Annotated in this window: 2 protein-coding genes; both read right to left on the bottom strand. The window is 41.3% G+C overall.

Annotation, left to right across the window (positions count from 1 at the left end; all coding sequences use genetic code 11):
- Window positions 1-237: 237 nt before the first annotated feature.
- The gene (locus FBF73_RS00005) at window positions 238-8,679 is read right to left on the bottom strand and encodes an SIALI-17 repeat-containing surface protein (protein ID WP_136936593.1); all 8,442 of its coding nucleotides are present in this window, start codon (window positions 8,677-8,679) and stop codon (window positions 238-240) included.
- Between the two features lie 142 nt (window positions 8,680-8,821).
- Window positions 8,822-15,436: a SpGH101 family endo-alpha-N-acetylgalactosaminidase gene (locus tag FBF73_RS00010; protein WP_136936594.1), complete on the bottom strand. Its 6,615-nt coding sequence runs from the start codon at window positions 15,434-15,436 to the stop codon at window positions 8,822-8,824.
- Window positions 15,437-15,673 lie beyond the last annotated feature (237 nt).

The raw sequence follows: 15,673 nt of genomic DNA on the forward strand, positions 1-15,673 counted from the left end.
GTTTTCGGAACTTCGAAAACTTCAAAAAACGGATTTTTATTGCTCTGAATATCAAAAAAGAAAGGACTAAATCTGTCCTTTCTCGAGCTTAGCTTTTCTTCAACCCACTACAGTTGACAAAGAGCCTAATTAGATAAGAAAAACCTGAGAAGGCCAATTTTACTTCTCAGGTTTTTTGTTCTATACACTCCACTGATTTAGAATACTATTAAGAAAGAGTTTAATTGTCATACACAACTAATCTTTTTTACTTTTTGCTACAAAGATAGCAGATAAGGCTAGTCCAACACTTGCTAAGAAAATAGCTGTTTCTGACTGTTTTTCACCAGTTTCTGGCAATCTCTTGTCTTCCTTGGCAACTTGAACTGGTGCTTCTGGAGTCTGAGCTCTTTCTAACGAACTTAGTTTAAACTCTGGTTTTTCTACTGTCGGTGCTGGTTGGTCTCCTACGGTTGATAATGGACCTGTGTACTCTGGAAGCTCATGTTTCAAGGCCATAACGGAGTTGACTCCACCTTGGAACTCTGGTTTCTCTACTGTTGGAGCGGCTTGGTCGCCTACGGTTGACAATGGGCCTGTGTACTCTGGTAGTTCATGTTTCAAGGCCATAACGGAGTTGACTCCACCCTTGAACTCTGGTTTCTCTACCGTCGGAGTTGGTTGGTCTCCTACGGTTGATACCTGACCTGTGTACTCTGGTAATTCATGTTTCAAGGCCATAACGGAGTTGACTCCACCTTGGAACTCTGGTTTTTCTACTGTCGGTGCAACTTGATCGCCTACGGTTGCTACTGGACCTGTGTAGACTGGTAGCTCATTGACCAAAGCTTCAACTGCATTCACACCGCTCTGGAACTCTGGTTGCTCTACTGTTGGAGCGGCTTGATCGCCTACGGTTGATACTGGGCCTGTGTAGGCTGGAAGTTCATCTACCAAGGCTTCAACTGCATTCACACCACCTGTAAATTCAGGTACCTCAAGCACTGGTGCTGGTTCTTCACCCTTGCTTGATTGAACAGGTTCTTCTGTCAATTCTTGATAGAAGCTCGCCAATTCATAAAACTCAGCCTTGCCACCTTCCCAGACCAGTTTAACATCTAGAAGAGAACCACCATTTCGGATAGCAAAGGTTTGGAGACTAGATGTAATGGCACCAAGATCTGCCCAACTTTCTTGTCCATCCTTAAGTGTTCTCGCTTGAACTCGTGCTTTCGCTCCTTCAGGAAGGCTTGAAACGAGACGAAGATGGTTAGCATTGGTTGGTTCAGACAAGTGGTAAACCAATTCACCCTTATCATTTTCCGCCTTGTAGCTAGTCAAAACTTTTCCGTCTACGAGATTAGTATAGAAGTTGCCTCGGCTTTCGCCACCGTTTCCTTCTACAGTTGGATCATTAATTGGTTTGACAAATTCGCCATCATTAATCACCAATTCTGTAAATCCTACAAAACGAGCATCATAGTCAGCTGTATAGAGGACACGAAGATAGTTTGCTTTGACTGGTGTCGTCAATTCACCCTCGATATAGCGATTTCCTGGCATCTTAGAATCATGTGTCCAACCATCTGTCAATGAATCATCGTGTGTACTATTGGCTACACCATCTCCCACTGTCACAACATCCGTCCAAGTTTTACCGTCTTGGCTGACTTGGATTTTACCATCACGAAGATAGTTTTGAGTTCCGTCTTGGATGTAAGCTCTGATCTTCTTGATAGTGCGTTCGCTACCAAGTTTCAAGGTTACATGGCCATCTTTATGGGCATAGTCTGAAAACTCAACGAAGTTGTTGTAGACACCATCAAACAATTGATCTAGGTTATTAATCTTACGAACATCATTTCTTCCGTATGTTGGATGAATGCCCATAGTTGTAGATTCTAGTTTGGTTGGTTGGACTTCTTTGGTAGTTACTAGGAGTGAGGTAGATGGAACAGCCTGCTCTTGGTCTGTTTTATTCACAAGACGAACGTAACGTACCAAGTGGGTTGCGACAGATCTGTCTGTCAACTGGCTAGCTGGTGTCCATTCTTGCGCATTTACAGAGTACTCTAGGCTAAGTGCTTGGTTAGCCTGGCCTTGGAGCTGGATGCTATTGACTTGATGGATACGATCAAGCTTCATACCTAGATAGCTATTCGCAGGAAGTTTAGTTCCAGCTGGAATTTGAAGTTCATAACGTCCCAAGCTATCCACTACTGGCGTTTCTTTCAAGCCATCCACATTGGTGTCTGTTAAGTCGCTATTTCCAGAACGTGTCTCAACAGAGAAGTCTTGGATACGCCACCAAATGTCACTTGCCTTGGTATTTCGCACTCGGATGTAACGAGCATTGATAGCTCTAGTCACTTCCTTAGTTTGTTCTCCTGCCAAACGATCTAATTCTTGCCATGCAATTCCATCTGTAGAGTACTCAAGTACACCTGTGGCAAGTTTATCATCAGTTCCTTGGCGAAGACGAACTTTAGTCACTGACTTGATTTCACCGAGGTCAAGCTGTGCCCAGGCATCTACTGGAGTCGTATTGCTACCGTCAGCATTTGCCATCATGGCTTCTGTATTGTCCTTGCCATCAGTGATTTGACGGGCTGAGGTATTTAGTTTGTAAACTAAGTTTGAGCTAAGACTAACTGTCGTCGCTTGTTGACCACGTGCTTTTTCAACTGGACGGTTGACTGCAATTTCCTGAACCGCAAACCAGGTATTTTCACGTTCTTCTGTCGCAACCATACGAACTGCCTTAGCCTTAATATAGAGATTCTCAAATTTAAGAATAGATTCATTTCCGACATAGCTTGGCTCTTTCAAGGTTACCCAGTTATCATTTTCATCCAAATACTGCACTTCAGCCTTGCTAAAGGTATCATGTGGATTTGCCTGAGTTCCCATAGCAAAGGTCAAGGTTTGGATATCTACCGGTTTGTTGAATTTCATACCGATATAATCACCTGTCTTGATACTACTTGGTGATTTAATCAAGGCATGAGTTGCCAAGTCACCATCCGTTACTTCTGCCAAACCACCTTCTACACCTGTTCGATTGGTAATAAAGGTGCTGATGATTTTGTCAGGGTGCAAGACTTTTTGAACTTCAGACGCTAGAACTTCTTTCAAAGATAGGATAAATGGACGGATATGTTGAACACCCAATTCAGCCTTTTCAAGATGGTCTACATAATGGAAGGTATGAGTTTGAGACTGTTCATACAATTTCAAACCTTTATAGTAGCTGTCCCAAAGTTTGGCTGCATCATTTGTAGTCATAGCCTCTGTTCCTGTTAGGAAGGCATCAAGGGCATTCATTTGGTCGATTGCATTATCCAACCAATAGTGGATTTGTGCAACCATTTTTTGATCACCTGATGCTTTATAAAGTTCAGCTGCTTCTTTAATCTTGGCAAATTCTGCACGCAAGGCTACACGCTCTGCAGTTACATCCTGACCCGCTTTGAGCTTAGTCATGAAGTCTGTCAATTTTGGAGCTAATTCAACTGATTCTTCTAGTTTAACGACACGACCGTCCATGTTTTGGTTGATCATGTGCTTACCGAGTTCGCGGAAGGCTGCTGATACCTTGCTATCTTCAAAATGACCATTTTCAACAAAGTTGAAGGCAATGTCATTGAGTTTCTTAGCTTCTTCTTCTGATTTCCACTGTTTCCATGTATATTGAGCTCCAGCAAAGAGGGCAATCTTAGATGGTTCAGATTGTTGCATTGGATTCAACATGATACCAGACAGCAAGCTTGGATCTACATTTGGATGAAGGAATTTTTCACCACCACCTAGAATCAAGTGTTGTTTAGAGTTATCTGTAACTGGCCAGTTCACCCAAAGTGATACTGGACGATAAGTTTTACCACCTGCAGTTAGATTGTTCTTGAGAGTTGATAAGAAACCTTCAGAAACTTCACCCCAAATCTTACCACCCGTCAAAGTCATAGAGGTTGAACTTGGAAGATTTTCATTTAGAGATTTCAACTCTGCTTCACGCCCATTACCCCAATACTGACCAGGTACAAAGATCATTTCTTTGCGAAGACCGCTATAAGTTCCTTGCATTTCTGTCAACCAGTTGGTCATATCCTGCATCAAGCGGTTGTAGCTATTGTAGCCTCCAACTGGGCTTGGTGCATCATCGGCTAGAATACCAAATTCACGGACACCCACTTTCATCAACTGGGTAAATTTAGCCTTGATGGTTGCCAAGTCTTCTTGGTAATGCGCTTCATTACCAAAGCGGATACGGTTGTTCATGAATGGATGGATGGTCCAGACATAGCGAGTTTTACTTTGATTTCCGACGCGAGCAAGTTCACGAATTTCAGCTAGTTTTTCTTCTGGGTAAAGTTCACGCCATTTCTTGTTGTGGTATGGATCATCTTTTGGTGCGAAGAAGTATTGGGTCAATTTCAAATCGCCACCAAAACGCATGAGTTCAGCACGATCTGCATTAGACCATGGATTTCCATAGTAACCTTCGATGAAACCACGGTTCTTGATTTCAGCGTAATCTTCCACTGTCACATTGCGAAGAACTGGAACTTGACTTTCCTTGAGCATGTGTTTCAAGGTTGTCAAACCATAGAAGACCGCATCTGTGTCTTTTCCGACGATGGAAATTGAGTTGTCCTTGATGGTCAGAGCATAAGCATCAATTTTGTCAAAGAGACCCGCTGAAACATTAGACAAGTTTTGTTCTGCTTGTGTTCCTCGTCCATGTACTCCAAGATAGATATTCGTTGCGCCAGCAACTGCTGATTTACTAGTAGTGTAGGATACTTGATTGTCCTGCAAGACACTCTTCAAGCGATTACGAGTATAGACATCGAGTTGATCTCCCATTACCAGATTGACCTGCTTACGAAGAGCTGTTACTCCTTCTCCATAAGTCACTTTTTGTGGAGTTGGAAAGACCTTGTACTCTTTCTTGAGATAATCTGCGCTCTTGCTGGCAGCCGCAATGCTATCTTCGCTAGCTGGTTTGCTTGCAGTAAATTGATCCGGTAGTTCAACTGTTCCATCACCTGTTTGCTCTACCTTTGGAGTTTCAGGTGTAGATGGTTGTGCTGGTGTTTCTTGTCCCTCTTTGATAGGTTTCAATAGATGAACTTCAGCTGCACTTGCAAAGCCCCCAACACCTGCTAGAACTTTCAACTCAACCTTGTTAGTCTGAACAGGAGCAAAGTTGACTGTTTTTTCTTGGGTATTGTTGTCCCAGTTTCCTTCTGAAACCTTGACCATTTGGCCATCTTTTTGTGCATAGATCTCGTAGCGAGTCACGACTCCATTTCCACCACCTGGACGTGGGAGATAAGTCAAACCATTGACTTTTTCTGCTTCTTTCAAAGTCATAGAAAGAGTGTACGGAGCAGTATCACCAGTCCATTTAGTATGCCAGAAGGTGTTTGGATCATTGTCAAAGGCTTTTTCAACAGTGCCTTCAGTCGCTGTTCCTGGTGTTTCTTGACTAGTTGCAGAAACTGTGAAATGATCTGTTGGAATCAAACGAGGATTTACAAATGGTTTATCTGACAACTCTGCACTATGTAAGATTCCTTTGAAACCACCGATACTTTCAAGCGGTAGAACCAAGCTATTGTGGGCAAAGCGAGGGTGAGCTGGATTTGCGATACGTTCAATCTTCTCACCATCCACATAGAATTCCGTTGATTGTGGTTTAGTCACAATAGAGATTTGATAACGTTTGTTCTTTTCAAGTTTTTTCTTGAACTGGATATGGAACTGTTCAAATTGATAAGCAAGATAGCCGTCTTTATCAGCTAGATAGATACGGTTATCTCCACTTGTTGAGAAGGTTTGTTCACCGTCTCCAGTGACAGTTACATCAAACTTCAAGACATGACTTGGACCGACGTCACCTGCCAGGCCTTCGATACTGCTATCTTTCTCAAAAGCCAATCCCTGATCGCTTGTCTTCACCTTCTTACTTGCATAATTCTTCACAGTTTCAGGATTGATAGTAAACAAATCACTTTGATTAATCGCTCTGTCAGGATTTGACTGTGGCGCATAAGGGCTCGCTGGTAGGATACGTTCTGCAAATGTCGCTGCCGCACGGTCAGATCCCCAAGTGCGTTCTGCAGTTGTTTGCATGCTCTTGAAGAAGCGTTTAAAGATATCATAAGATGTCAAACCTGTCTCATGAAGGTCGATATTGTCATTCCAAACTGCGTGGCCACCACCAATTATATTTGGATTTGATGCTTCTAGAAGTGGACCATGACCTGTTCGGAAATCGTTTGGTGTCCAACCATTATATTGAGTTTCATAGTTAGCATAATCACCATAAGCAGCTTGACGATTATCTCCATTCGGAACGCTATATGTTGGGATATCTGTGATATTAATAATCTTAGCTCCCTGAGCAATAGCTTCTTTTGGTTGCTGCCAGCCAATACTCCAGATATCAACTTCTACATCTTTCCAATCAACAGCTGTTTTACCTCGTTTCGCACTGAGCGATCCCCAAATACGAGGTGTATAGCCTTTCCCTTTAATGTATTTAATAAGGTCATTGACATAACGACGATAGCTTTCTCTACTTCCGTAGTATTCATCCGTTCCGATATGAACAGTAGATACCCCATGAAGTGGTGCATCTGGACCATCAAGAAGTTTGTCATAAACTGATTTGACAAAAGTCAGCGTTTCATCGTATTTATTATCTAGATCGAGCATAGCTACGCGCTCTACGTTATGTTTACCTCTGTAATCGCTCAGGCTACCTTGATACATGAGGTCAGGGCGAACTTTGACAAATGACAGAGCATGACCTGGTGTGTCAATTTCTGGAACTAGATTGATATGCAAGGCCTTAGCAAGTTTAATCAGATTTTGCATCTCTTCTTTAGTATAGTGCTCATCTGATGTTAATTTTTGACCATTCTTACCGACAATATCTGTCTCTACACGGAAACCTGTCTTAGCATGTTCTAGAACATACTTAAGCTCTTCTTCTTGTGTTAGGTTCTTACCTGCCAAGTGTTCCTTTAGAAAGATATAGTTATCGTTGAGGTGCAACTGCAAGTCGTTCATCTTGTAGTAAGCCATGTTGAGCATGATGTCTACAAGGGTATCATAAGGAATAAATTTACGACCTGTATCTAGCATAAAGCCACGGTGACTAAAGCTTGGGAAATCACGAATTTCTCCATTTTGGAGATTGCTTTCCCCCATTTGAAGAAGAGTACGAGTAGCATAGAAGGCCCCTGTGTTCGTTGCAGCTTCGATAGTAATGACACCATCTTGGATAGTGAGGCCATAGCCTTCCTTACCATAACCCTTATTTTCAACTTTTTTAAATTCAATTCGTTTTTGAGCCTGCTTGTCACCTGTCGCAAGTTCCAATCCACGGCTTGCAAGGTCTGACTGGTAGAAGGTTGCAGCCTGATCAAAGCCTGAATCTCCTGTCGCAAGAACTGTATCTGAAGTGATAGAAGATTGACCTTCTTTTCCATACCATTGTTGAACAGCTGGTGCTACTTTTGGTTTGACACCTACACCTTCGTCCTGATGTAGCCCCTTGATGACTACTTCAAATTCTTTAGTAAAGGTATGTGAATCTTTAATTTGCTCTACCATAACCTTAACGCGTTGATCAGTCAAAGGTTTATAAATATGATTTTGAAGGTCAATCACACCTTGTTTGTTGCTACCGATAAGACTGACTTTTCCTGGTAGAGTTGGCAAGACAAGAGACTGTCCATCTTTAGCTACAGTCAATTCTGTAACCTGACGGATATCCGTTACCTTACTTGTATCAGGAATATTCGAATAAGCTCGAATTTCTTGAATACCAACGTTTCTCCAGCCCATTGTGCCCGCTTGATAGTCATTGATTTCTAACTTGAGATATTTAGCTTGAATACTATTAGCTAAGTCAACTTTCTCATCTAAAACAGGTTCTCCAGTCTTGGTATGAGCTAGCTTCCATTGTTTTTCTCCACTAGCATTTACATCATCTTGACCTGCATAGTAGAGGCTCCAAGATTTGATATTTGGATCATTTTGACCATTGCGAACGCGACGATCCCAATCAATTTCCACATGTCTAATTAATGTTGTTTTTGGCAGCGTTAATTCAAAGGTTGGCTTTTCAATATTTTGATTAGTTGCCCAGCGAGTATCCGGATTACCGTCCACTGCCTTGTCAGCTGTATACGGAGTACCAGTTTCATAGTTATTAGCTTGGGCTGTAGCACCTTCTAAATGGTTACGGTCTTCCCTATCCTCAATCTGCTTTTCAACTGGTTTGAGTGTAGGTGTAGCTGGTTCTACAGGTTTAGAATCTGCTTTTGGTGTTTCAGATGGCTTCAGAGTCTCAGCTGGTTTGGGAGCTGTTGAACTTGTTGCTGAGCTTGTTTCTTCAGTTGCTGTAGGACTTGTTCCTACAGTATTTCCATGATTTTCTTCATGTCCTGCATCTGCCGTTGCTTCTGATTCAGCTTTCTTTAAAACAGCTGCTAAATCGTCTGGCAACTTATCTAGGGGCTGAGCTTGTGTGATTGTTCCTTCTTTCTCAGGAGTTCCACCTGTCTCTGCAGCTTGCACTACATTTGCACCAAAGATACTGGCACCGATCATTACAGAGGCTGCACCAATTGCAAATTTTCGAATACTATAGTGACAGCGTCTTTCAAAAAAATGTCTATCCATTTTTCTCCTATTCCTTTCATCCACTTATTAGAGTAAGCGGTCTCATTTCCCATTTAAAAATGGAGAGAACCTAGAGGTTCTCTCCAACTAAGTTATTTCTGTCTGAATTCTAGTTCCTTTAAACTCTAAAATCCAGTCTTCTTTAATTTTCTTTACGTTTTGTTGCAAGGACAGCAGCAGATAAGGCAAGACTGACGCCAGCTAGGAAGATAGCTGTATCAGATTGGCTTTCTCCTGTTTCTGGCAATCTCTTCTGCTCTTCTGTTGAAACTGAAGTTTTAGATTCTGCAAATTTTCCTTGGCCCAATTGACTAATCTGATACTCAGGTTTTTCAACAGTTGGTGTTGCTTGATCGCCTGCCGTAGCCAATAGTCCTGTGTAGGCTGGCTTTTCGTTTACCAAAGCTTCTACTGCATTAGCGCCACCTCTATATTCTGGCAATTCATGAACTAAGGCTTCTACTGCATTAGCGCCACCTTTATATTCTGGCAATTCATGAACCAATACTTCTGCTACATTCGCACCATCTTTGTGTTCTGGAACTTCATTGACAGCTGCTTCTACTGCATTCGCACCGCCTTTGTATTCTAGAACTTCATTGACAGCTGCTTCTACTGCATTGACTCCATCTTTGTATTCTGGAACTTCATTGACAGCTGCTTCTGTCGCATTGACGCCGCCTTTGTATTCTGGAACTTCATTAACAACTGCTTCTTCACCTTCTGTTCCAACTGGGCCTTTATACTCAGGTAACTCAAGAATTGGTGGTACTTCTTCACCTGCTGTTCCAAGCGAGCCTTTATACTCAGGCACTTCAAGAATCGGTGCCACCTCTTCACCTTTGCTACTTGTAGGAGCATCTGGTTTAGCAGTCTGATCTTGTAGTTGGTTAAGATATTCTGCAAAGTAGGCAACCATTCTTTCAGTCAAGAGATGGTTATCCGTAGCATATTTCATGCTAGCTACTACACTTGCTACCTCCTCTTGATTTTCTTTGCTGGTCAATTTTTGAGCTTTCGCTAAAGCTGTTTCATAACCTGACAAATCAAGAGCTGTTTCTGCAACCTGTGGACGACTAAAGATTAACTCAGCAGCAGCTTGATATTTATCACCACCGTCTCCATAAGTCTTAGTACTTGTCAAAACAATTTTCTTAGCCTTGATTGTCTTACCAAAATCAATATCTTTTGGTTTATTGTTATCTGGCCAATCAGTTGCAGTGAAAGTATGTTCTTTACCAGACTCATCTGTCACAACCAGTTTCACATCACGCAAGTTACCATTTGATCCTGATCCACGTGGCACATAACGGAAGCCAGTGATTTCTGTCGCTTCTTTCAAGACCATAGTTGCAGGTTTGCCAACATCTCCACCACTCCAAGACGTATGCCATAGACTTGACAAGTTACCATCAAAGGCATTTGCTAAATCTTCTCCCGCTTGCGCTGGAGCATTTAGACTTTCAAAGTCTTCTGCTACCAAGGCTGTTTTCTTTTGTACCAAGGCATTCTTCAGAGCATCAATTTTAGCAATTTCAGCACGCGCTTCTTCCACGCTAATATCATCATCTGCTTGACTGAGGTTAGAGACAGCTTCCTTCAAGGCATCCATAGATTCCTTAGTATAGTTGGTCATAGCAACCGTTGGCAAGTAGTTCTTCAGAGCATTTTCTGTCAACATCTTACCAGTTAGAGTGATTTCCTCGATTTGAAGTTTATCCATGATGAAGTCGTTGTAACCACGGAAGTTAGCATTTCCACCAGAATCTCCACGAGTATTGCTTGCGTTACCAGTTGAGTAGATACCAACCCAGGTATCGCCTGTTTCTGCACCTGTTACGAGGAAGGTTACCTTCTTAGCTTTCTTAGAATCTGTCCAAGTATTTGGCAATTCATGCATTTCTAAATTGCTTGCTTGATTACCGCGACGTCCTGATTGGAATTCTCCCTTACCGACTACAAAGGCGTAGGTATTGTCAGAGCCTGCTTCATATTCAAAGGTTACACGATAAGTCTTACCAGCTTCAAAACGGAAGTTTTGAGGAATTGTTTGGTAAACCAAGTTACGACGGCTAACTAGTCCATTTGTCTTCAATGACCAATTTCCTTCGATGACATCATCGACTTTCTTACCATTCCAATCGCGTTGTGTATATGGATCATGTTTTTCAGATAAGTGAGTACGATTATCCTCAACTCCTTCGATACCACCAATTACAAATGGGAAAATACCTTGAGCGACATTTTCAAAGTCTTGTTTAAATGTTCCTTTAGCTGTATCATGATTATCTCCGTACATACTTGAATTGTTTTCAAAGGTACGAATTTCATCAAAGTAAGTTGCTTCATCACCAGCTTCACGACTCAAAGTAAGAGTGACATTTGATACATCTGAACCTGTTGTAAAGAAGGCATACATGTTTTGGAAGTAACTTGTATCGTCAACTGTAGCATTATCACGACGAGTATTATGGGCATAGGCCTTAACATAGTTAAGAGCTAGTGACTTATTGGTATAGCTAGTTACTTCTTTTTCACCAGTATTCACTGTGATACTTGCCTTAGCATTACTACGGTTATCAACACCAACATAAACGGCATACTTAGTATTTGGTTTCAAGCCAGTCAGTTTCTGAGTAAGGCTAACTGTGCTCTTGTTGCCTTGGATACGAAGCATTTCATTTGCGCCTTGTGATTTGACAATTTCTGCCTTAGAAGCATCTCCAGAAATAGTCCAGTGTTTCAAAGTTCCACTGTTAAATCCTTGGTCATAGATATGCATACCTTCACTCCATGACATTTCAGGATTGGCTTGTTTTGAACGGTAGAGAACATATGGTTGATTTGCAGTAAGATCAAGGGTAATCTTGCCATCTTTCACAGCTACTTCCTGTTCTTCAGTCTTACCTTGGTCAGTTAATTTATAAAGGTAAACCTTGTTCTTTGCCCAATCGTTCGGAAGTGTCCAAGTTGTTGCACCAGCTTGCGTATTGAAGTAGTACATTTTTTCCTTATCAGCAGGAAGTTTTTTACCATTTGCATCCCAGTTCCAAGGAGTCAAGTAAGCTGAACCATCTTGGATGACACGTCCATTGAGAGTCACTGTACGTTCACGGTATTGCGGGCTATTGACATCATTTGACTTACGAGTCACAACAACTTTGTTATTATCAGCATCTACCAATTCCACTCGCATTTCTGGAGTCCATTTATAGGTGCTACCGTTATCAGACATAGTGACTGGTGTACCATTTTCCCACTTGCTTACAGTGAAGTGTTGGAAGTACTTGGTCATGACATCATGAGCAAACAAGTTGGTTACATAGCCATTGTAGTCACTTCTTCCTTGCCAACCTTCAAAGTCTTTCATGCTGTAACCACCTAGAAGTGGATAGTTAGCTGCTCCACCGTAACTTCTGTAATCCCCAACCCAAGAATCTTTTTGGTGGTTGCGGATAAAGCGCGTGATAGCACTGTTGATACCTTTATTAGTGTAGCCACCATAGGTCAAGTCAGCTGCCCAGTGTTGGAAGGTAGAGTCGTATTCACCACCATGACCCCACTCGATCGCAAAGCGCCAGCCTTGTTTGTTAATTTCTTTAGCAAGAACGTGGGTAGCCCAGGCACCATTATCACCTGATTGCCCATTGCCCCAAACGTCCACATAGATAAAGTCAAGACCTTCACCAAGTTTGTTTTTCAATTCTTCCCAGCGAGCTAAGCGACCATGCGCCAAGTCATAAGCAGCATCAATGTTAATACCTTGATCTAGCCAGTTCCAACCATAGCTGTAGCTGCCATCTGAATTCTTACGAAGAATATTTTCGTTAAAGTATTTAGACTCAGGATAAGTTTCAGAAGCGTTAACATGGATACCTAGATGAGCTCCATATTTCTTCGCTTTCTCAATCAAAGCCTTGAAGTCTTCGACACCACCAATACGTTTACCAATATCAGCATAGTTCAAGTGGCCTGAGTCATGACCTTCACTACCATACCCTTTAAGGAGAACACCTTGTCCAAGACCATCTGTATGGAGATTGATTTTCTTGATACCATCTAAGGTCATAAGGAATGGGTTTTGTGCTTGAGAACCAAAGTTCATCGCAATACGGTATGCTGTGATATCCTTGACTTTTTCCCAACCTTGAGGGTTGTTCATAATACTACGATAAGCAATGGCACCATCTTGCCAGTCCACTTTCTTATCCGCATTGGCGTCTTCAGTAATCACAACCTTGGCACTTGGAAGTTCTTTGGTATATTCTGGGAAGACAATGCCCTTATATGCTTTTTCCCATTGCCATTCGGAACTTTGGATCCCTACATAGTTTGTATTTCCAACAGTTTGTTTGAATGCTGTCAAACGAGTCCAGTCATTCGAACCACCACCGTAGCTGTTTTGAGAGTTGCTCCAGACACCTGCAGCAAGCTTATCTGTAGAAACAAAACCGTACATATACCCCTTAGCCAAGTCCTTCATTGGATTGGTTACGGCAATATGGTCATCTCCACTGACATGCGTGTTATTTGACATAGTTGCCCCATCAAACTTAGCTCCAGCTTGATCGCTTGAAACCGACACAAGTGAGTTCCCTAAGAAATTGATAGAGGAGAGAAGTTTTCTTTCATCATCAATCTTCTGACCCGGAGTAACTTGGTTGTGGTTGACAATCTTGGTTACATCAAAGTGCAATTGATTGTCCACAACTTGCAAACGTACGGTCATATCTGAATTGATGAAATTCTTCTCATCACGAAGCTTCATCAAGTACTCTGCAGTAGTATCATTGATCTTCTTATAGGTGACTTCAGGTGTAATTTCGTGATTGTTTACTAAGATTTTCTTAAGTTGTTGAACCTGTCCAGGTAAAGTATGGCCATTCAGCGTATATTCCTTGACACGTGGAAAAGCTTGGTCAATCACTGCTTTTAGGACTTTAGATTGGATGGTATCATAAGTCACTTTACTATCATCTACCACCGCACCAGTTTCTTTTTCAGCAGTGGCTTCAGTAGTTTGAACTCCATCCTGATTGTCAGTCTTAATATTCACAACTGTCTTTTCAGTACCATATGTACCAGCTTTAAGTAGGATTTTCTTTTCATTTTTAAGATTTTCATTAACAGCAGCTGGTAAAGTAACTGTATCAAAAAGTTTTACATCATTATTTGTTGCATTCAGCTGACCATCTGATTTTAAGCTAATAGTCAGATGATTCACTGAGCCATTTACTGGAGCTGCAACACGACCACCCTGATACCATGTGCTATTACCTGGTGTCTTGTATTCCCAGAACCAACCTGATTTATCATATCCAACAAAGACATTATTGTTTGTATCTTTAAATTTCAAGAAAACACCAAAACGTGATTTGCCTGTTTCAGATTCTTCTTTGAAAGTGAGATCTACATTCGCATTCCCATTCGCATCCACAGTCAATCCTTGTTTTTCAAACAAGGCTGGTTTGCTGGCATTGTCATTTTGATCTGTTGAAGACAACTTATTGTATCGAACACCATTTTCCTCACGAATGGCTACAGTCCCTTGTTGTTCTTTTCTTGCTACAGTTTGCCATTCAGGAGTGACTTCCTTTGGTGTCTCTGGCTTAGCTGTCGCTGGTTTTTCTTCTTTCGGCTTATCTTCTTTTGGCTTTTCTTCAACTGGTTTTTCAGTTTCCTCTAAATTCGCTGGTTTTGAACTAGAGATTCCCTTAATATGATCTTGAATCCATTTTAATTGAGCTGGAGAGAAAAGGATGCCTCCACTACGGACTCCAACCACACCATTTTGATGAACCCCAATCAATTTACCATCCGTATCAAAGATACCGCCACCGCTAGCACCTGGTTGTCCACCTTGATAGCCAACTCCTTGAACACCTTCACCATAAGATTCAGCAAAATCCACAGCACTATTAATAACTGGTGCCAACTTACCAGCAGGATAGCCAAACATATTGACTTTATCCCCAACTTTCTTAACAACTGGCTTTTCAGTAACTTCTACAGGAGCATTTTCAAGAACTGTACGCAATCTTACAAGAGCCAAATCGTTCTTATAACCCTTTAGATAGCCATCCCGATCCCAGTGAATCACATCTTTTTTACTAAATTTTACATCTTCTAAACCAGGGTAGGATATACTAAAAATATCGCCATCCCCTTTATCATTATCCACAACCTTACGAATATTTCCATCTTGTTGATCCTTGATAAAGTTGTGAGAAACAGTCAAAACAAGGTCCTTACCAATGACAATACCACTACCTTCTCCTGATGGAGTCTTAATCTTAACAGTAGCGCCATAGTTCAATTCTCCATTTTTTGTTTTGGCAACATCTTCAGGAACTAGACTACCAGTATCTTGTGCTAATTGGTCTTTATTTACCTCTTTACCATTATCAGTAGCTTTTTCAACTTTGCCTTCCAATTCTTTCGGCAACTTGTCAGTAGTTTCTTTGTTTTTCTTTTCAAGAGCTAATAACTCTTCTTCAGTTTTTGGTCCATCTGTTGTTTCAGCAGAACCTGGATTTGCTGCTGCAGCTTCCTTATCGAACTCTCGTCCATTATCGCTCGCTTTTTTATCCAAATCAGCCAACTCACTTGGCAAATTATCTGTTGAGCCAACTGTTGGTGTGTTAGCCATTACTGGAGCAGTAGCAAAAAAACTAGCCCCAATCATAACTGAAGCAGCACCTAGTGCAAATTTACGAATACTGTATGTACAGCGTTTTTCAAAAAATCGTTTATCCATTAACCCCTAATTCCTTTCATCGACTTTCGTAAGCGTTTACATTTCTTGTTCGAAAAATACTCCTTTCCATCTGAAAAGTGCAATGTTTAACGTTTATAAAAAAAATAATTGCACTTTTAATATAACAAATATTGACAGATAAAGCAATAGAAAAGCTAGGAAAATTGCTAATTTTTTCTTTATTCTTGCAAAATAATACTCTGCCATTTAGAAGGAGTTATCATAGAATAAAAAGGA

It is taken from the genome of Streptococcus mitis, from assembly GCF_005144795.1.
In the GTDB taxonomy this organism is placed as follows: Bacteria; Bacillota; Bacilli; order Lactobacillales; family Streptococcaceae; genus Streptococcus; species Streptococcus mitis_BB.

Coding starts and splice junctions, on each gene's coding strand:
- FBF73_RS00005 (WP_136936593.1), bottom strand. CDS start 8,679: ATGGATAGACATTTTTTTGAAAGACGCTGTCACTATAGTATTCGAAAA.
- FBF73_RS00010 (WP_136936594.1), bottom strand. CDS start 15,436: ATGGATAAACGATTTTTTGAAAAACGCTGTACATACAGTATTCGTAAA.